We start from the raw sequence: 18493 nt of genomic DNA on the forward strand, positions 1-18493 counted from the left end.
CTGGCGAAAAGAAAAGCATGGCACATACCGATTCCGCTCACTGCCTGCCGACTTGAGCGAGAAAAAGGATAGCGAGGGCCGGGACCCGATCAAGGAAAACTTCAGGCGCGGTGCGCCCCGTCGGCCAGCGACTTGACGAAATCGAGAACCTCGGTCACCGGCTTGCCCGCCGCGATCTGGCTGACGATGGCCGAGCCGACGACGGCGCCGTCGGCGACGCTGGCGATGGCCTGCGATTTCTCCGGCGTGTTGATGCCGAACCCGACAATGATCGGGATGTCGGTGCCGGCCTTGATCCGGGCCACCTCGGGGCCGACATCGGTCGCCTCGGCTTCGGCCGAGCCGGTGATGCCGGTGATCGAGACGTAATAGACGAACCCGGAGGTGTTCTGCAGCACCTTGGGCAGACGCTTGTCATCGGTGGTGGGTGTGGCAAGGCGGATGAAGTTCAGCCCGGCCTTCTGCGCCGGGATGCACAACTCGTCATCCTCTTCGGGCGGCAGGTCCACCACGATCAGCCCGTCGATCCCGGCCGATTTGGCATCGGCAAGGAAGGTATCGACGCCGCGATTGTAGATCGGGTTGTAATAGCCCATCAGCACGATCGGCGTCTGGTCGTCGGTCTTGCGGAACTCGGTCGCCAGATCGAGGGTCCGTTGCAGGGTCATGCCGGCCTCGAGCGCGCGTTGCCCGGCGGCCTGGATGGTGGGGCCGTCGGCCATCGGATCGGTGAAGGGCAGGCCCAGCTCGATGATGTCGACCCCGGCGCCGGGCAGCCCCTTTACCACCTCGAGCGAGGTGGCGTAATCCGGATCGCCCGCCATGACATAGGCGACAAAGGCCTTTTGGTCCTGCGCCTTCAGCGCGGCGAATTTGGCATCGATGCGTGTCATGAACGGCCCCCGTCTGTGTTGCGGCATGGTTTGGCGAATACGCCGGTGGAAATCAATGCCTAAGGCATGCGGCGCGGCGACATGGGCCGTTGCAGAGCGCGGTTCCAGCGCATAGAAGGCGCCAAAACCGATGATGCGGAGGGCCGAGATGGGCTTCAAGATGGGAATCGTGGGGCTGCCCAACGTGGGCAAGTCCACGCTGTTCAACGCGCTGACCAAGACCGCCGCGGCGCAGGCGGCGAATTTCCCGTTCTGCACGATCGAGCCCAACGTGGGCGAGGTCGCGGTGCCTGACGCGCGGCTCGACAAGCTGGCGGCGGCCTCGGGCAGCAAGCAGATCATCCCGACGCGGATGACCTTCGTCGATATCGCCGGGCTGGTGAAGGGCGCCTCCAAGGGCGAGGGGCTGGGAAACCAGTTCCTGGCCAATATCCGCGAGGTCGACGCCATCGCCCATGTGCTGCGCTGTTTCGAGGATGGCGACGTCACCCATGTCGAGGGGCGCGTCGATCCGGTGGCCGACGCCGAGGTGATCGAGACCGAGCTGATGCTGGCCGACCTGGAAAGCATCGAGAAGCGCCGTGCCAACCTGGTGCGCAAGCTCAAGGGCAACGACAAGGAGGCGCAGCAGCAGGACCGCCTTCTGGCTGCCGCCCAGGCCGCGATCGAAGAGGGCAAGCCCGCCCGCGTGGTCGAGGTCGACGCCGATGACGCCAAGGCGTGGAAGATGCTGCAACTGCTCAGCACCAAGCCGGTGCTCTATGTCTGCAACGTCTCCGAGGCAGAGGCCGCGAGTGGCAACGCCCATTCCGAGGCGGTCGCGGCCATGGCCGCCGCCGAGGGCAATTCGCACGTGGTCATCAGCGCCAAGATCGAAGAGGAAATCAGCCAGCTTGACCCTGAAGAGGCGCAGATGTTCCTCGAGGAGATGGGGTTGGAGGAGGCCGGGCTCGACCGGTTGATCCGCGCCGGCTACGAGTTGCTGCACCTGGAAACCTATTTTACCGTTGGCCCGAAAGAGGCGCGCGCCTGGACCATTCCGCATGGCACCACCGCGCCGCAGGCCGCCGGGGTGATCCACGGCGATTTCGAGCGGGGCTTCATCCGGGCCGAAACCATCGCCTATGAGGATTTCATCGCCAATGGCGGCGAACAGGGCGCCAAGGAGGCCGGCAAGATGCGGGCCGAGGGCAAATCCTATGTCGTCAGTGACGGCGACGTGATGCATTTCCTGTTCAACACCTGACCCGGACGGACCGCGCGGCGGCGATGGTCCGCCGCGCGCCGTCACGAACATCAGAAAATTGAACCCTGGCCGGAACCCGCGGGCTTATTGCCCCGCTGCCGGGGACTTTGCCGCTGGCTCTTGGTCGAACAGCCGCCCGACGCCGACTTCCCGTGTGCTGCCATTCGCATTGCGCAGGAGGAACAGGGCGTCGAGTTCCCTCGTCTTCGCAAGTGCCGCGCCTTTTTCCGGGCCGAGCACCATGAGCGCCGTCGCCCAGGCATCGGCCTCGGCACAGGTCCGGGCCACCACGGTGACAGAGGCCGGCGAGGCGATCAGCGGCGCGCCACGGGCCGGGTCCATGGTGTGCGACAGGCGGCGGCCCTGCACCTCGACCCAGTGGCGATAATCCCCCGAGGTCGCCACGGCGGCATCTTGAAGCGCAAGGACGGAATGGGGGGTGCGGCGCGCGGGGTCGGGGGCCTCCACCGCCACGCTCCAGGCCTGCCCGTCGGGCCGCAGTCCAAGCGCGCGCATCTCGCCGTCGACCCCGACGAGGGCATTCGCGATGCCGTGGTCGCGCAGGGTTTCGGCCAGCCGATCGACGCCGTAGCCCTTGGCGATGCCGTTCAGGTCGAGCGCGACGGGCGCGGTCTTACGCACATGAGTTTCGCCGATTTCCAGTGCCGCCTGCGCGGGCAGGCGGTCAGCCGTCATCGCGGCGCGGATTCCATCGGGCGTCGCGGCCTCGGGGCCAAAGCCCCAGGCCGTCACCGCATCGCCCATGCCGATGTCAAAGGCCCCGCCCGAGGCACGCCCGATTTCAAGGCCGAGGCGCAGGACCTCTCTCAACCGATCCGGCACCGTCGCCTGCGTGCCCACCAGCGCCGCGTTGAGGCGCATCAGGTCGCTGTCGGGTTTCCAGGTGGACATCTGCGCGTCCACCTCGTCGACCGCTGCCTGCAGCGCCGTGCGCAGCGGGGCGGGGTCGAAGCCCGGTGCGGCAAAGAACAACGCCGACCAGCGCGTGCCCATGGTCGGGCCGTTCAGGGCATGGCGTTCCGGCTCAATAGACGTCTTCGACATATCGTCCCTCTGCTTTCAGAACCGCAAGGGTGAGGCCGCTTGGCGCGAGGATCTCGGTCAGCGCGTCGGCCACGCCCGTCGCCATGCCACGCCCGCCGCAGACCATCACGCGGGCCCCGTCGTGGATGAGCTGCGCGACCTGCGCCTTGTCACCGCGCAGCGCGTCCTGCACGTATTCGGGCCGGTTCCCGCGCGAGACCGCCGTGATCAACCGTGTCAGGCGGCCCTGTTCCTGCCATGCGGGCATTTCCTTGTCATAGAAAAAGTCGCTGTCGGGGCGGCGCATCCCGAAAAAAAGGTGAATGGGTCGTCCTCGCGTGTTGTCGCGCACGAAACCTGCCAGCGGACCGATGCCGGTTCCGGCGCCGATCAGGATCAGGGGGGCGCGGCCCCGGCCCGGTTTGAACCCGGGATTTCGACGCAGAAAGGCGGTCACCGTCTGCCCGGGCTCCAGCGCGGTCAGTTGGGCGGAGGCGAGGCCGCCGGGATGCTTTTTGACCACGATCTCGATAAACCCGTCGCGGCGCGAGGAGGCGAGCGAGTAGGAGCGCGGCACAGCGCTGCCTTCGGGCAGGATGTTGATCAGGTCGCCCGCCTCGAACCGGGCAAAACCGGCGCCGGTCAGCCGCTGCCAGAGCGTTGGACGCGGCAGGGCAAAACGCAGGATCGCGGTCGGGGCCTGCACTTCGGCGCCGTAGTCGCGGCGCGAGATCAGGGTCAGCACCTGCGTCACCGGAGGAACCGGCTGGTGCGACAGCTCCAGTTTGATCCCCATAGCCTCACCGAGCGCGCGCCCCCAGCGGGCGAAGTCCTGTGGCGACTGGCGGTTGATGGTGTCGAGCGGCAGGAGAGCGGGCCAGCCCTTTGCCTCGGCCGCTGCGGCGACCGATTTCGCGAATGCGCAAAAGGCGGGAAAGCTGCGATCGCCAAAGCCGAGAACGGCCAGCGGTGCGGTGGGCGCGCTGTCGGCGGCGGCCAGCCGGTCGAGAAACCCCTTGGCCGAGGCCGGTGCGCCGCCGTCGCCATAGGTTGCGGCCAGCACGATGATCCGCTTGGCGCCGGTGTAGCGGCGCGGCGCGAAACCCGACATGGGCGCGACATGCACGCTTTGACCGGCCTGCGTCAGCGCCGCATGAAGGGTCGCGGCAAAGCCCCAAGTGCTGCCGCCCTCGCTGCCGACGAGCAGGATCGTCTCGGCCCGCGCCGCCGGTTGATTGCCCCGGATGCGGGGCCGCCCGCGCCGCCCGGCGAGCCAGGTCAGAACGCCGGTCGCCGCCAACGCGGGCACGCCGAGCGCCATCAGCCCGAGCACGAGGCCAAGCGTTGCGGCGCCCTGACCGGTGTGCAACATGTAGATGGTTTCCGAAACGCGATCCCACCCGCTCAGGTCAGCCCAGGTCAGCAGCCCCCCGGTACCCTGGTCGAGATAGCCGGTGCCCTGGTCCGTCTTGAGCGTGAAGACATCGGTCGCGTCACCGGGATAGGGAAAGCTCAGCTCTCGCAGGTCGGCCACCGGCGTTTCGGCCAGGCCTGCCAACTGGTCGAGCGCAACGCCCATCTCGCCGCTGACCTCGGTCGGAAAGACCGGAGTGGCGCCGTCATCGGGCAGCAGATCGAAGGTCGAGGCGGTCATCCACAGGGCTGTCACGGACGACAGGGTCAGGCCGATCACCGCGATCCGGGCGATCTCGACATGCAGCCGCCCGGCAAGCGGCCCGCGCAGGGGCGCGAACCAGCGTTTCCACCCACCCACGCGCCGCGCGACCAGGGCCGCGCCCGAAAGAGCGAGGATCAGCATCGCCGCCGCCCCCAGGGCCATGGCGATGCGCCCGCCGTCCCCGAGGAACAGCGAGCGGTGCAGGTTGGTGAGCCAGCGGTGCAGCTGGTTGGGGTCGGCAGACCCCACGCCCTGACCGGTGGCGGGGTCGATCACGGCGGCCCCCGGGGTTCCCTGATCGAACCAATAGGCGGTGATCCGGCCCGAGGGGGCACGGCGGATCTGCTCGACGCCCGGATAGGCCGCATGGATACGGTCGACGAGGGTGGCGACCGTCAGGCCGGACTCGGCCTGCGGCGCGGCGATCCGCTCGGCTGCGGGGAAGACCGACAGGGCCACCCCGCTCAGGCTCAGGACCACGAGGAGCGCGAACGCCAGAAGGCCCGGCCAGCGATGGAGTGCGCGGATCATGGCCCTGTCTCCTTACATGTCGTAGGCGAAGCTGGCGATGTAGCGGCGTCCGCGCACCGGGGTGCCCGCGCCCTCGGTAGTCAGCGGCACGGCGATCTCGTTGGGGCTGTCGCGCATGTCCTCGACGGCCGCGTCGACATGCAGGGTGTAACCGGCATCGAACAGCGCATCGGCAAGGTCCAGCGTGATCTCGAGGCTGCGGCCCGCGCCGACGCTGGCGCCGGTGATGCCGTCGACCTGCGCCGTGTCGCCGCCGGTGACGCGGTACCAATCAGTCAGGTGCTTGTAGTATTTCGACTTGCCGCCGGCCATCCACAGGCTGCCCACATAGGCGCCCGAGGTGTCGGTCACGTAAAGCGCGAGATAGGCGCCGTCGCCGCCATAGTTGTTGAGTGTCGTGGTCAGCGTGACCGGGCGCGCCATGGCGTAGCCCGGAACGGTCAGGGCAGTGGTCAGAGCCAGCGTGGCAAGAAGCGATTTCATCGGTCGTATCCTTTTTCAGAGGGGGAGGAGGGGATTAGTTCACCTGAACCTTCGGCGGTGTGCCGGTGCCGAAAAGGCCGTTTTGCGGCGGTGCGACGGTGCCGGCGGGGGCGGGGTTCCTGGCGCCGCCGCGGCGACCTTCATCGTCGTCGTCATCATCATCATCGTGGTCGTCATCATCATCATCGTCGTCATCATCGTCGCCGAACAGGCGCCACCATTTCCGGTGTTTTCCGTGGTGGTCATCGTCGTCACGGACCCGGACCAGCGACGGCGCCTCTGTGCCGTCATCGAAAAGCGCGGAAAAGGCCTGGGAGCCGTCGCCGGTAGAGGCGCGCATCGCGCTCCAGGCGGGCACGCCGATGGCGGTGGTCAAGGCCGTGGAGGTAACAAGAATCGCAAGGGTCTTTCTCATGGCAGGGTCTCCTTTTCGTCTGCTGACCCCAATTTGGCGATCGGACCTGAGGGCTTCCTGACAACGGGGCGATTCCCGCTTCAGCTTGCCGTCAGGAAGGGAAAATGCCCCGCCAGGGAATGGCGGGGCCAGGTAGGCCGAAGGGACACATCGGCCGGAGGAATGGGGTCAAATGATGTCCTCGGGTCCGGGGGCGCGCTTGTCGCCGGTGATCATGGCGCGGGCCAGGTTTTCACGATGCCGGACCGAGGCCAGGGCAACGCCCGCCACGTGCAGCGCGATCAGGAACAGCATCAGGTTGGCAAAGGTTTCGTGCACCTCTTTCAGCGGTCCATCGCCGTATTCGCCGTGGTCCCCGTCACCATCGGCCCAGGCGGGCGCGACGATCTGCGGCATCTCGGGCAGCATCGCAAGGCGGTCCGGTTCCTCCATGAGCCAGCCGGTAAAGGCCGTGCCCGAGAGAGCGGCAAGCAGCGCCACGATCATGGCGGCGCCGGCGGGGTTGTGACCGAGGTATCGCCGCTCGCCCCCGCGCACCATGTCGCCGAGATAGGACAGCGTGTCGTGGGGGCCCTTGATGAACTGGGAAAAGCGCGCGTACCGGCTTCCGACGAGGCCCCAGACCAGCCGGAACGCCACCAGGGCGGCCACGATGTAGCCCGCGATCTCATGCACCGGTTGCAGCTCCTCCGCCGAGAGCCAGGCGACCGCGAAGGCGGCGACGAGCCCCCAGTGGAACAGCCGCACCAGCGGATCCCAGACACGGACATTGCCAGAGGCCCCGGTTTCCGTCTGCGGTGCCACTGGCTGTGCGGAGTCAGTCATTCTTGCGGTCCCCCTTGCGATCCGCCTTGTGATCCCGGCGCGGGCGATCACCCTCGTCGTCCTCGTATTCGAATTCCATCACCTCGAGCGTGGCGGGGTTCACGGTGACCTCGATGGGGCGCCCTTCGGCATCCCGCCCTTTGATCTCGTAACAGCCGTCGTCGATCTTGATCCGTCGAACGGTCCAGCCGTTCTCCTCGGCAAGGCGGGCCACGGCATCCCTTGGCTGCCAATCCGTCATCGGAACGAAACAATCGTCCTCGGCCAAGGCCATCCCCGCTGGCAAGACCGCGAGAAAGCCGAGAATTGTCAATGTCTTCTTCATGGGCCAAACTCCTCGTTGCGACCAGGGTGATGCGAGTCTTGCGCGACGAAGCTGACGGGAGCCTGAAGAGGGCCGGTCGCTTCTGTCAGCTTGGCTTCAGCCTGAGACATGAAAAAGGAGTCGTCACAAGGGAAATGGAAGTTTTGCGTCAACCGGTCACATCGAAACGGGTCGCCACAAGGGAAATGGAACGACCATGCGCATCCTTTTGATCGAGGACGACACCGTTCTGGGCGCCGCGGTGCGCGACCAGATCGCGGCCAATGGCCAGTCGGTGGACTGGGTCACGCGTCTGGATGCCGCGACCGACGCGGTGCACGGTGCCTCTTATGACCTGATCCTGCTGGACCTGATGTTGCCGGACGGGCGCGGCATCACGTTCCTCAAGGCGCTGCGCGCGCGGGGTGCGGTCACGCCGGTGATCATCCTGACCGCGCTCGACCAGGTGTCGGACCGGATCGAGGGGCTGAACGCGGGCGCCGACGACTACCTCGTCAAGCCGTTTGACTTGGCCGAGCTCTCGGCGCGGATCGGTTCGGTTGCGCGGCGCTACAGCGGCAACCCGAACCCGATCATCACCCATGGGCCGCTGGAAATCGACCTTGCCGCGCGCAGCATTCGCCGCGACGGCAAGCCGGTGCAACTGACGGCGCGGGAATGGGCGCTGTTCGAGGCCTTCCTGTCTCGTCCGGGGCAGCTTCTGTCCAAGGCACAGCTGGAGGACAAGCTCTATGCCTTTGACGACGAGGTAGAGAGCAACACCATCGAAGTCCATGTCAGCCGGTTGCGCAAGAAGCTCGGCAGCGCGATCATCGAGACCGAGCGCGGCATGGGGTATCGGCTGGGCAAGCCATGAGGTTTCCGCGCAGCCTTCAGGCGCGGCTCGGGCTGTCGGTCGGGCTGGTTCTGACGACCCTGTGGCTGCTGGCCGCGACGCTTACCGCCCTGATCGTGCGGGGCGAGATGGACGAGGTGTTCGACAGCGCCCTGCGGGAAACCGCCGAGCGTATCCTGCCGCTGGCGGTGACCGACATCGTCGGGCGCGAGGAAGAGGGGGTGACCCAACGGCTCGCCCCGGTCCGGGAACACCTGGAGTTCTTTACCTATGTCGTGCGCGACGCCGAGGGGCGCATCCTGCTGCAGTCCCACGCGGCGAACCCGCAGATTTTTCCGCCCTACGACGGGCCGGGGTTTCACCAGACCGCGACCCATCGCTTTTACAATGACGCGGCCCTTCAGGACACGGTCCGCATCACCGTCGCGGAACCGCTGGCCCATCGCGCGGCGGTGGCGCGGGAAATCCAGCTGGGTCTCGGGCTGCCGCTGCTGATCGTGCTGCCCGTGGCGTTGGCGGCGATCGTCCTCGCGGTCCGGACCACGCTTGGGTCGTTGCGCCGGTTTCGCACCAGCCTCGAGGCGCGGAATGCGCGCGATCTCTCGCCGGTCGCCACCGGGGATCTGCCGGCGGAAATCCACCCGCTGGCGACGACGCTCAACAGCCTGCTGGACCGGCTGCGAGAGGCTTTCGAGGCCGAGCGCAGCTTTGCCGCCAATGCCGCGCACGAGTTGCGCACGCCACTCGCCGGGGCCATCGCGCAGGCGCAGCGTCTGCAGTCTGAAACCCGCGATCCGGCCGCCGAGGCCCGCGCGGCAGAGATCGAGACCACGCTCAAACGGCTGACGCGGCTCTCCGAACGCCTGATGCAGCTTGCAAGGGCCGAGGGCGGGCGGCTCCGGCTGGACCAGAGCATGGACCTGCGCACGGTGGCCCGCGTCGTAGTCGAGGATATCGGGCGCGCGCACGTCCCTGACCGCATCGCGCTGACGCTGCCCGAGGGGCCGGTCCTGTCCGATCTCGATCCGGACGCCTTCGGGATTCTCTGTCGGAACCTGGTGGAGAACGCCCTGCGCCATGGGGCGGCAGACGCTTTGATCGACGTGACCCTGACCTCGGATGGGCAGTTGGTGGTCGCCAATGACGGGCCGGTACTGTCCCGCGAAACGCTCGACCAGTTGACGGCGCGGTTCGAACGTGCGGACGCAAGCAGCGATGGCAGCGGGCTGGGCCTTGCCATCGTTGCCGCCATCGCAGACCGGATCGGAAGCCCGCTGGTGCTGCAGTCTCCGCGCCCTGGGGCGTCGTCCGGTTTCCAGGCCTCCGTCAGGTTGCCGACAGACAGTTCGGCGGTATCTGCACCGTCTGACATTTCCTCGACCTGACGAGGGGCATGCCAGGCGGTCCGACGCGTGGGGCAGGGCTCAGGGGTGTTGTCGGTCAAGGGGGGCGAGGCGACCTCCATTGCCGATCTGGTAAAGGGGAGGGGCGTGAACCGTGGCAGCCGTTATGCAACCTTCGGTATCCAGCAGATCGTGACCAGGGCGCTCGGCAAGCTCGAGGCGTTCTTTGGTCGCAGGATCGAAGCGGCCAAGGCGTCGGGGCAGATCGGCGCAGATATCCACACGGAGGGCGCGGCCCGGTCACTGGTCGCCTTGACCGTCGGGTTCCGCGTTCTGGCGCGCGGTGCCCGTGATGCGGAGGCCCTGCGCTCCATCAAGGGGGCCGCGCTGCGCATTATCGGTGTGACAGACACGACACGGATCTGACCAATCCCCGGGCCGCTTTGTCAGGATCAGCTGCCAGATGAAATCCGCGTTCGCTCCGATCCCGATCGCCTCCGCATCGCCCCAACAGGGGATGGTGCCCGGTCAGGCTTGGGTTGAAGCGCCTCTCGTCGGCTGCTACGGATACCCCGAATCCGTTGGGGTGCCCCGTCAGGGGCTGAGAGGCGCAAGCTGACCCATCGAACCTGATCCGGGCAATACCGGCGTAGGGAACGGAGCATGATCTGGCTTGGCCGTAGGCTGCCGCCTTTTCTTCCTCCTCCCGTCGTTGGTGGAGGAAGCGATGAAGAAGACAACATCCGCACTGACCATAGCAGGCTCCGACAGCGGCGGAGGCGCGGGCATCCAGGCCGATCTGAAGACCTTCTCGGCGCTCGGGGTCTATGGCACCAGCGCGATCACCGCGATTACGGCACAGAACACCCGCGGCGTGTTTGCGGTCGAGCCGGTACCGCCCGCGATGGTCGTGGCGCAGATCCGCGCGGTGCTCGACGACATCCCGCCAGCGGCGATCAAGATCGGGATGCTGGCCTCGTCCGAGATCGTCGAGGCGGTCGCCTCCGCGATCAAGGACTACGACGGCCCGGTCGTGCTCGACCCGGTGATGGTGGCGAAATCCGGCGATGCGCTGCTGGCGCGGGAGGCCGAGGCGGCGCTGATCGAAAGGCTGTTGCCCCGCGCGGACGTGCTGACGCCCAACCTTCCCGAAGCCGCCCGCCTGTTGGGCTGCAACCCGGCGCGCGATGCGACGGAGGCCGAGGCGCAGGGGCGTGCGCTGTGCGGGCTCGGCGCGCGGGCGGTGCTGATGAAGGGCGGCCATGCCGAGGGGCCGAGTTGCATCGACCGGCTGGTAACAGCATCCGGCGTCGTGGCGATGGAGCAGCCCCGGCTTGTCACGCGCAACACCCACGGGACGGGATGCAGCCTGTCCTCGGCCGTCGCGGCAGAACTGGCAAAAGGGGTCGGGGTCGAACCGGCGGTACGGCGTGCGCAGGTCTGGCTGCACGGCGCGATCGGCGCGGCCGACGGGCTGGGGATCGGCGAGGGTCACGGTCCCGTCCACCATTTTCACGAGGTCTGGACATGACGCGGGCGACGGTCATCGGCGCCGGGGTCGCCGGGCTTTGCGTGGCGACCGAACTGGTCGCGCGGGGCTGCGAGGTGACGGTTTTCGACCCCGCCCCCCGGCCCGGTCCGCATGGCTGTTCCTGGTGGGCCGGCGGGATGCTGGCCCCGTTCTGCGAGGGCGAAACGGCCGAGGAACCGGTGGTGCGGCTGGGCAAACAGGCCGCCGAATGGTGGGAACGGCAGGGGGTGACCGTCGAACGGTTCGGGACCCTCGTCGTGACGCTTGACCGGGACCGGCGCGAGCTTGACCGTTTCGCACGGCGGATCGAAGGGTACAGGCGTCTGGATGCCTCGGCGCTGGCCGAATTGGAACCCGACCTCGGTGGCCGGTTCGACCGGGCGCTGCATGTTGTCGATGAGGCGCATCTCACGCCGCGCCTGGCGCTCAACCACCTGCGCGACCGGCTGGAACAGGCCGGCGTCACCTTTATCGCCGAGACCGGCCGCCCCGATGGCCTGACCTTCGACTGTCGCGGGCTTGCGGCGCGGGACAGCCTTTCCGACCTGCGCGGGGTCAAGGGCGAGACGGTGCTGCTGCGCAGCCCCGACATCCGTCTGCGCCGCCCGGTGCGGCTGTTGCACCCGCGCTTTCCGCTTTACGTCGTTCCACGCGGCGACGGGCTGTTCATGCTGGGCGCGACGCAGATCGAGAGCGACGATCGCCGTCGAAGCGTCCGCTCGGCGCTCGAACTGCTCTCGGCCGCCTATGCGCTGCACCCGGCCTTCGGCGAGGCCGAGCTGGTGGAGATCGGCGCCGATGCGCGCCCCGCCTTTCCCGACAACCTGCCCCGCGTCAGTCAGCGCGGCCAGACCATCCACGTCAACGGCCTTTTCCGCCACGGTTTCCTGCTCGCGCCCGTCCTGGCGCGGATGGCGGTGGAGGCGGCCTGCGACGGCACAAAACCGGAGTTTTGGCATGAAGATCATGATTAACGGCACCGAGACCGAGGTGCGGGAAGGGACGCTCGCCACCATCCTCGAAGAGCTCGGCTATGGCGACGCTAAGGTTGCTACCGCCGTCAACGAGGCCTTCGTGCCCGCGTCGGCGCGCGATGTGGCCCTTTCCCCCGGTGACCGGGTCGAGATCGTCGCGCCGCGGCAGGGGGGCTGAGATGCAGTTTTACGGAACCGAAATCGCCTCGCGCCTGATGCTGGGGACGGCGCAATACCCTTCGCCCAGCGTGCTGGCCGAGGCGTTTCGCCGCTCGGGCGCCGGGATTGCCACTGTGTCCGTCCGCCGCGAGGCCGGTGGCGAACGGGCCGGCGCAGCCTTTTGGGACCTGGTGCGCGAGTTGGGCGTGGCGCTTTTGCCCAACACCGCCGGCTGCCATTCCGTCCGCGAGGCGGTGACTACCGCGCAGATGGCGCGCGAGCTGTTCGACACGCCCTGGATCAAGCTCGAGGTGATCGGCCATGCCGACACGCTCCAGCCCGATCCGTTCGCGCTGGTGCAGGCCGCGCGTATCCTGGTCGAGGAGGGGTTCAAGGTGTTTCCCTATACCACCGAGGACGTGGTCTTGGCCGACCGCCTGCTCTCGGCGGGCTGCGAGGTTCTGATGCCCTGGGGGGCGCCCATCGGCACCGGGCTGGGGCTGACGAATATCTACGGGTTGCGCACGCTCAGGGCGCAGTTTCCCGACGTGCCGATGGTGGTCGATGCCGGGCTCGGGCTGCCCAGCCAGGCGGCGATGGCGATGGAGATGGGGTTCGACGCCGTGCTGTTGAACACCGCCGTGGCCAAGGCCGGCGATCCGGCGGCGATGGCCGAGGGGTTTGCGCGGGCGGTCGAGGCCGGTCGACTTGCCCATGAGGCCGATCCGATGGAGCCGCGCGACATGGCAGCGCCCTCGACCCCGGTGATCGGCAAGGCGTTCCTGACATGAGCCTTGATCGTTTTTACCCGATCTTCGACAGCCCGGACTGGCTGGAGCGGATGTTGCCGCTCGGCGTGAAGCTGGTGCAGCTGCGGATCAAGGAGGTTCCGGAGGCGGAGCTTCGGCAAATGATCAGCCGCGCGCAGGCGCTGTGCCGGGCGCAGGGGGCCGTGCTGGTGGTCAACGATCACTGGCGCATTGCCATCGATCTGGGCTGTGACTGGGTGCACCTGGGGCAGGAAGATCTGGATACCGCCGATCTGCCCGCGATCCGCCGGGCCGGCCTGAAGCTGGGCCTCAGCACCCATGACCATGCAGAGCTTGATCGTGCGCTTTCGCTCGGCCCCGATTACGTGGCGCTGGGGCCGGTCTATCCGACGATCCTGAAAAAGATGAAATGGGAGCAGCAGGGCCTCGACCGCCTCACCGAGTGGAAACGGCTGGTGGGCGACCTGCCGCTGGTGGCGATCGGCGGGATGAGTGTTGCGCGGGCGGCCGGTGCCTTTGCGGCCGGGGCCGATATCGTCTCGGCGGTCACTGACATCACCCTCAACGACGATCCCGAGGGACGTGTGCGCCAATGGATTGGGGCAACGCGATGAACCGCTATGCCCGCCAGGTCGCCGTGCCCGAGCTGGGGCCAGAGGGGCAGGCCCGCCTGCGCGCGGCGCGGGTCTTGGCCGTTGGCGGCGGCGGGCTGGCCGCGCCGGTGCTGCAATATCTCGGCGGCGCGGGGGTCGGGCATATCCGGCTGGTCGATCCTGACCGGGTGGAGGTGACAAACCTGCACCGCCAGACCCTCTTTCGCGGCGCGGACATTGGGCGGCCCAAGGCCGAGGCCGCCGCTGCCGCCATCACCGCGCTGAACCCGGATTGCATCGTCGAGCCGGTGGTTGCCGCGCTCGACCCCGAGAACGCCAGCGCGCTCTGCGAGGGGGCCGACCTCGTGCTCGACTGCGCCGACAGTTTCGCGGTGAGCTACATCCTGTCCGACAGCTGCCGGGCCGGGGCGCGCCCCCTGGTCAGCGCCTCGGTCACCGGGACCGAGGGCTATGCCGGCGCGTTCTGCGGCGGCGCCCCGAGCCTGCGAGCAGTGTTTCCCGACTTGCCGGGGCGGGCCGGTTCCTGCGCCGAAGACGGTGTTCTCGGGCCGGTCGTCGGCGTCTTGGGTGCGCTGCAGGCGCAGATGGCGGTGGCGCTGCTGGCGGGCATCCGGCCCGCGCCGCTGGGCCGGCTTGTCACGTTTGATGCGCGCTCTTTCCGCTTTGGCGGTTTCGATTTCAGTGGCGCGCCGGAACCCGCGCGCCAACCTCGCTTTCTCGCGCCCTCGCGGATCAGCCATGCCGATTTCGTCGTAGATCTGCGCAGCGAACAGGAAGCGCCCCTTGCCCATCCCGCCGCGCGCCGCCTGCCGGTCGCGGCCTTCGGGCCGGACGGCCCCACCCCCGCCACCGGCCAGCGCGCGGTGCTGTGTTGCCGCTCGGGCCTGCGGTCATGGGCGGCGGCCGAGCGGCTGGCGGCGGTCTGGGACGGAGACATTCACCTCGTCGCCCTGGGCGACCCAACCGGAGACACCCGATGAAATCCACACTGACCGCGCTCGCGCTGCTGATCGCGACGCCCGCCCTTGCACAGGACAAGATGACCGTCGTGCTCGACTGGTTCGTGAACCCCGACCACGGGCCGATCGTGATCGCCGAGGAAAACGGATACTTTGCCGATGCCGGGCTGGAGGTCGAGGTGATCGCCCCCGCCGATCCGGCCGATCCGCCCAAGATGGCCGCCGCCGGGCGCGCCGATCTGGCCATCTCCTACCAGCCGCAACTGCATCTGCAGGTGGCCGAGGGGATGCCGCTGGTCCGTGTCGGCACGCTGGTGGCCACACCGCTCAACTGCCTGCTGGTGCTGGACGACGGCCCGGTCGAAAAGATCGCGGACCTCAAGGGGCGCAAGGTCGGCTTTTCGGTGGCGGGCGTCGAAGAGGCGCTGCTTTCCGCGATCCTCGCAGAGAACGGTCTGGCGATGGACGACATCGAGCTGGTCAACGTCAACTGGTCGCTCTCGCCCGCGCTGATGGCCGGGCAGGTCGACGCCGTGATCGGCGCCTTTCGCAACTTCGAGCTGAACCAGATGGAGATCGAAGAGGTTGCCGGTCGCTGCTTCTACCTCGAGGAAGAGGGGCTGCCCGCCTATGACGAGCTGATCTATGTCGCCAACCCCGAGATGATGGACCGGGACATGATCCGCCGGTTCCTCGCCGCGACGGAAAAGGCCACGCAGTTCATCGTCAATCACCCGCAAGAGAGCTGGGAGGTCTTTGCCGCCACCTCGACCGAGTTGCAGGACGATCTGAACGAAATGGCCTGGGCCGACACCATCCCGCGCTTTGCCCTGCGCCCCGAGGCGCTGGACGCGGGGCGCTATGCCCGTTTCGAGGCGCTCCTCAACGAGGCCGGCCTGGTCGAGGGGGTACGCCCGGTTTCTGACCTCGCGATCGACCTGGGGGCGCAATGAGCTACGGCAGCACCTTTCCGCTCTGGCGGGACGCGGCCGGCGATACTTGGCGGGCCTATACGCGGCACGCCTTTGTCGCGGGGCTGGCGGATGGCACCCTGCCGCGCGCGGGTTTCCTGCGCTATCTGGTGCAGGACTATGTCTTCCTCGTCCATTTCTCCCGTGCCTGGGCGCTGGCCGTGACCAAGGCCGAAACGCTGGAGGAAATGCGCGCCTGTGCCGCCACCGTCCACGCCCTGCTGGACCAGGAAATGCGCCTGCATGTCGAGACCTGCGCCGCCGAGGGGATATCGGAGGACGCGTTGTTCGCCGCCCGCGAGGCGCCGCAGAACCTTGCCTATACCCGCTATGTCCTCGACGCCGGTCACTCCGGGGACTTTCTGGATCTGATGGCTGCCCTCGCGCCCTGCGTGCTGGGCTATGGCGAGATCGGCGCCCGGCTTGCCGACGCGGCGGGCGACACCCCCTATGCCGATTGGATCGCCACCTATGCCGGCGCGGACTATCAAGGCACCTGCCGCGAGGTCGGTGCGCTGATCGACGGGGCGGTCGCGCGGCGGCTGGGCGCGGCGCCCGAATACAACCCCCGCTGGTCGCGCCTCTGCGCCCGTTTCGAGATGGCGACCCGGCTCGAGGTGGATTTCTGGGGCATGGGCCTGTCGGCATGAGGGGTGCGCCAGCGCTGCGCCTGACCGGGCGCGCGACAATCGAAGGGGTGCCGATCTTTGGCCCGGTGTCCCTCGAGGCGCCGGCCGGGGCATGGACCTGCCTGCTCGGCCCCTCGGGCGTGGGCAAGTCGACGATCCTGCGGCTGCTCGCCGGGCTCGGCGACGAGATCGCGTTCGAGGGCGAGGTGGCGGCGGGCGACGGGATGCCGCTGGCCGGGCGGGTGGCCCTGATGGCGCAGAGCGATCTGCTGATGCCCTGGCTCGACGCGATGGGCAACGTCACCCTCGGTGCGCGCCTGCGCGGCACGGCACCACAAACGGACCGGGCCCGCGCGGTGCTGGAGCGGGTCGGCCTTGCCGCACATGCCTGCAAGCGGCCGCAGGCCCTGTCGGGCGGTCAGCGGCAGCGGGTGGCGCTTGCCCGGACGCTGATGGAGGATCGGCCGGTGGTGCTGCTGGACGAACCGTTTTCGGCGCTTGACGCAAGATCGCGGGCGCGGATGCAGGATCTCGCCGCCGAAGTGCTGGCGGGCCGCACCGTCCTGCACGTCACCCATGACGCCGCCGAGGCCGCGCGGCTGGGGCACCGCGTGCTGCTGTTGACGCGCGAGGGGATCACCGATGTCACTCCGCCCGAGACCGCCACGCCGCGCCTTTACGATGCGCCCGAGACGCTCGCCTTCCAGGGGCGGCTGTTGCGGTTGCTGATGGAGGCGGTATGAGACGGGTCGCGCGCATTTCCGGTGCCGCGCTCGTGGCGCTGCTGGCCTGGCAGGCGGTGGTCACGCTGGGGGATCTGCCGCGCTTCATCCTGCCCGGCCCGCAGCGCGTCCTTGCGACGCTCTGGGCCAGCCGCGCACTCATCTTCGAGCACGCGCTGGTCACCGCCGTCGAGGTGCTTGTCGGCCTCGGGCTCGGGGCGGTTCTGGGTTTTGCCACGGCGATCCTGCTGGTCGCCTCGCCGCTGGCGCGGTCGCTGCTGCGCCCGATGCTGGTCTTCAGCCAGGCGATCCCGGTTTTCGCGCTGGCTCCGATCCTGACGCTGTGGTTCGGCTACGGGCTGTGGTCCAAGGTCGCGATGGCGCTGCTGATCATCTACTTTCCCGTCACCTCGGCGTTTTTCGACGCGCTGATGCGGGTGCCGCCCGGCTGGCTGGAGCTGGCCCGGGTGATGGATGCCTCCCCGACCCGCATCCTCTGGCGTATCCGGGTGCCTGCCGCGATGCCCGGTTTCGCCTCGGGCCTGCGGTTGGCGGCCGTCTATGCCCCCATCGGCGCGATCATCGGCGAATGGGTCGGGGCGTCCGGCGGTCTCGGTTATCTCATGCTGCTCGCGAATGGCCGCGCCAAGATCGACCTGATGTTCGCCGCGCTGATCGTGCTGGCAGGTCTGACCTGCCTCCTCCATGCCGCCGTCGATGCGCTCTGTCGGCGGTTTTGGGGCGCCTGACGGGTTCCCCGTTACCGACAAGGGGCAGAGGGCGCAGAAGGCCAAGGGGGCGGCGCGGCGCCCTGTCCTGATGCAGGGGCGTCGGGCTGGCCCGAGGGCGCAGGGCAGGGCATAGTGAGGCGGCCAGGGCGAAGGGAAAGGCCGCAACATGTTTCACGATCGAGACGACGCGGGACGACAACTGGCCACGGCGGTGGTCCGGGCCGCGCCGGACAACCCGGTGGTGCTGGCGCTGCCGCGCGGTGGCGTGCCACTGGGGGTGGCGGTCGCCGGGGCGCTGGGGGCGCCGCTGGACCTGGTGCTGGTGCGCAAGATCGGGATGCCGGGGCATGAGGAACTGGCCGCCGGGGCCATCGTCGATGGGCCGGCCCCGGTCACGCTGTTCAACACTGCGCTCCTGCGGGCCGCCGGGTTGAGCGAGGCGGATTTCACCGGACGGATCGAGGTGCTGAAGCAGGAGATCGAGGCGCGCCGTGTCCGCTACCTGCCCGGGCGCGCACCGGTGCCGGTCGCGGGCCGGACGGCAATCATCGTCGATGACGGCATCGCCACCGGGGCGACGGTGCGGGTGGCGATCCGGGCGCTGCGGGCGCAGGGACCGGCGGCGATCTGGGTCGCGGTGCCGGTGGCGCCCGCAGACATGGTGCCCCAGCTCGAGGCCGAGACCGAGCGACTGATCTGCCTGGAAACCCCGCAGGAGTTCTGGGCGGTGGGTGCCCATTACCGCCAGTTCGGTCCGGTCGAGGACGAGGCGGTGATCGCCTGCCTGCGGGCGTTCGACAGCGACTAGTGGTTTC

The 18493-nt window shown here is 68.4% G+C and carries 22 protein-coding genes and 1 riboswitch; of the genes, 15 read left to right on the plus strand and 7 right to left on the minus strand.

The window, feature by feature from the left end; translation table 11 throughout:
* Window positions 1–101: 101 nt before the first annotated feature.
* A complete protein-coding gene (gene trpA, locus ABWV23_RS15870; RefSeq protein WP_353349498.1) occupies window positions 102–893 on the minus strand; it encodes a tryptophan synthase subunit alpha in 792 nt (263 codons plus the stop codon).
* Between the two features lie 148 nt (window positions 894–1041).
* On the opposite strand from trpA, the gene ychF reads away from it, so the two are divergent.
* On the plus strand, window positions 1042–2139 hold the full coding sequence (ychF, locus tag ABWV23_RS15875) for a redox-regulated ATPase YchF (RefSeq protein WP_353349658.1): 1098 nt from the start codon (window positions 1042–1044) through the stop codon (window positions 2137–2139).
* A gap of 84 nt (window positions 2140–2223) precedes the next feature.
* Here the strand turns inward: ychF and ABWV23_RS15880 are convergent, their stop codons facing one another.
* The 6 genes from ABWV23_RS15880 to ABWV23_RS15905 all read right to left on the minus strand — a co-directional run bounded on the left by ABWV23_RS15880 (window position 2224) and on the right by ABWV23_RS15905 (window position 7440).
* A complete protein-coding gene (locus ABWV23_RS15880; RefSeq protein WP_353349500.1) occupies window positions 2224–3204 on the minus strand; it encodes an FAD:protein FMN transferase in 981 nt (326 codons plus the stop codon).
* The gene (locus ABWV23_RS15885; RefSeq protein WP_353349502.1) at window positions 3185–5392 is read right to left on the minus strand and encodes a PepSY domain-containing protein; all 2208 of its coding nucleotides are present in this window, start codon (window positions 5390–5392) and stop codon (window positions 3185–3187) included. Before ABWV23_RS15885 ends, ABWV23_RS15880 begins: the two co-directional genes overlap by 20 nt.
* A gap of 12 nt (window positions 5393–5404) precedes the next feature.
* On the minus strand, window positions 5405–5875 hold the full coding sequence (locus tag ABWV23_RS15890; RefSeq protein WP_353349504.1) for a DUF2271 domain-containing protein: 471 nt from the start codon (window positions 5873–5875) through the stop codon (window positions 5405–5407).
* A 34-nt stretch (window positions 5876–5909) separates the two neighbouring features.
* Complete coding sequence (locus ABWV23_RS15895) at window positions 5910–6251, minus strand: hypothetical protein (protein WP_353349506.1); 342 nt, start codon at window positions 6249–6251, stop codon at window positions 5910–5912.
* 207 nt (window positions 6252–6458) lie between these two features.
* The gene (locus ABWV23_RS15900) at window positions 6459–7115 is read right to left on the minus strand and encodes a cytochrome b/b6 domain-containing protein (protein ID WP_353349508.1); all 657 of its coding nucleotides are present in this window, start codon (window positions 7113–7115) and stop codon (window positions 6459–6461) included.
* A complete protein-coding gene (locus tag ABWV23_RS15905) occupies window positions 7108–7440 on the minus strand; it encodes a PepSY domain-containing protein (protein ID WP_353349510.1) in 333 nt (110 codons plus the stop codon). The genes ABWV23_RS15900 and ABWV23_RS15905 overlap by 8 nt, the downstream gene beginning before the upstream one ends.
* A 196-nt stretch (window positions 7441–7636) precedes the next feature.
* Here ABWV23_RS15905 and ABWV23_RS15910 point away from each other — a divergent pair, with 196 nt between their 5' ends.
* The 14 genes from ABWV23_RS15910 to ABWV23_RS15975 all read left to right on the plus strand — a co-directional run bounded on the left by ABWV23_RS15910 (window position 7637) and on the right by ABWV23_RS15975 (window position 18486).
* Window positions 7637–8296, plus strand: a complete 660-nt coding sequence (locus ABWV23_RS15910) for a response regulator transcription factor (RefSeq protein ID WP_353349512.1) — start codon at window positions 7637–7639, stop codon at window positions 8294–8296.
* Window positions 8293–9660, plus strand: a complete 1368-nt coding sequence (locus ABWV23_RS15915; RefSeq protein ID WP_353349514.1) for an ATP-binding protein — start codon at window positions 8293–8295, stop codon at window positions 9658–9660. Before ABWV23_RS15910 ends, ABWV23_RS15915 begins: the two co-directional genes overlap by 4 nt.
* 105 nt (window positions 9661–9765) lie before the next feature.
* Window positions 9766–10044: a hypothetical protein gene (locus ABWV23_RS15920; RefSeq protein WP_353349516.1), complete on the plus strand. Its 279-nt coding sequence runs from the start codon at window positions 9766–9768 to the stop codon at window positions 10042–10044.
* A gap of 146 nt (window positions 10045–10190) precedes the next feature.
* Window positions 10191–10291: riboswitch (TPP riboswitch) on the plus strand.
* A 54-nt stretch (window positions 10292–10345) separates the two neighbouring features.
* On the plus strand, window positions 10346–11149 hold the full coding sequence (gene thiD, locus ABWV23_RS15925; RefSeq protein WP_353349518.1) for a bifunctional hydroxymethylpyrimidine kinase/phosphomethylpyrimidine kinase: 804 nt from the start codon (window positions 10346–10348) through the stop codon (window positions 11147–11149).
* Complete coding sequence (locus tag ABWV23_RS15930; protein ID WP_353349520.1) at window positions 11146–12123, plus strand: FAD-dependent oxidoreductase; 978 nt, start codon at window positions 11146–11148, stop codon at window positions 12121–12123. Before thiD ends, ABWV23_RS15930 begins: the two co-directional genes overlap by 4 nt.
* Window positions 12107–12301, plus strand: coding sequence for a sulfur carrier protein ThiS (gene thiS, locus ABWV23_RS15935; RefSeq protein WP_353349522.1), 195 nt, complete (start codon window positions 12107–12109; stop codon window positions 12299–12301). Before ABWV23_RS15930 ends, thiS begins: the two co-directional genes overlap by 17 nt.
* Before the next feature lies 1 nt (window position 12302).
* Entirely contained in the window at window positions 12303–13073 is a 771-nt protein-coding gene (locus tag ABWV23_RS15940) for a thiazole synthase (RefSeq protein ID WP_353349524.1), read from the plus strand.
* On the plus strand, window positions 13070–13666 hold the full coding sequence (locus tag ABWV23_RS15945) for a thiamine phosphate synthase (RefSeq protein WP_353349526.1): 597 nt from the start codon (window positions 13070–13072) through the stop codon (window positions 13664–13666). Before ABWV23_RS15940 ends, ABWV23_RS15945 begins: the two co-directional genes overlap by 4 nt.
* Window positions 13663–14646, plus strand: coding sequence for a ThiF family adenylyltransferase (locus ABWV23_RS15950; protein ID WP_502901664.1), 984 nt, complete (start codon window positions 13663–13665; stop codon window positions 14644–14646). Before ABWV23_RS15945 ends, ABWV23_RS15950 begins: the two co-directional genes overlap by 4 nt.
* Window positions 14643–15578 (plus strand): ABC transporter substrate-binding protein, encoded by a 936-nt coding sequence (locus tag ABWV23_RS15955; protein WP_353349530.1) that lies wholly within the window; start codon window positions 14643–14645, stop codon window positions 15576–15578. The genes ABWV23_RS15950 and ABWV23_RS15955 overlap by 4 nt, the downstream gene beginning before the upstream one ends.
* Window positions 15575–16246, plus strand: a complete 672-nt coding sequence (locus ABWV23_RS15960; RefSeq protein WP_353349532.1) for a TenA family protein — start codon at window positions 15575–15577, stop codon at window positions 16244–16246. Before ABWV23_RS15955 ends, ABWV23_RS15960 begins: the two co-directional genes overlap by 4 nt.
* Entirely contained in the window at window positions 16243–16968 is a 726-nt protein-coding gene (locus ABWV23_RS15965; RefSeq protein ID WP_353349534.1) for an ABC transporter ATP-binding protein, read from the plus strand. The genes ABWV23_RS15960 and ABWV23_RS15965 overlap by 4 nt, the downstream gene beginning before the upstream one ends.
* Window positions 16965–17696: an ABC transporter permease gene (locus tag ABWV23_RS15970; RefSeq protein WP_353349536.1), complete on the plus strand. Its 732-nt coding sequence runs from the start codon at window positions 16965–16967 to the stop codon at window positions 17694–17696. The genes ABWV23_RS15965 and ABWV23_RS15970 overlap by 4 nt, the downstream gene beginning before the upstream one ends.
* 148 nt (window positions 17697–17844) lie before the next feature.
* On the plus strand, window positions 17845–18486 hold the full coding sequence (locus tag ABWV23_RS15975; RefSeq protein WP_353349538.1) for a phosphoribosyltransferase: 642 nt from the start codon (window positions 17845–17847) through the stop codon (window positions 18484–18486).
* Window positions 18487–18493: the final 7 nt, after the last annotated feature.

Origin of the sequence: Aquicoccus sp. SU-CL01552, from assembly GCF_040365005.1 — a bacterium.
GTDB lineage: Bacteria > Pseudomonadota > Alphaproteobacteria > Rhodobacterales > Rhodobacteraceae > Antarcticimicrobium.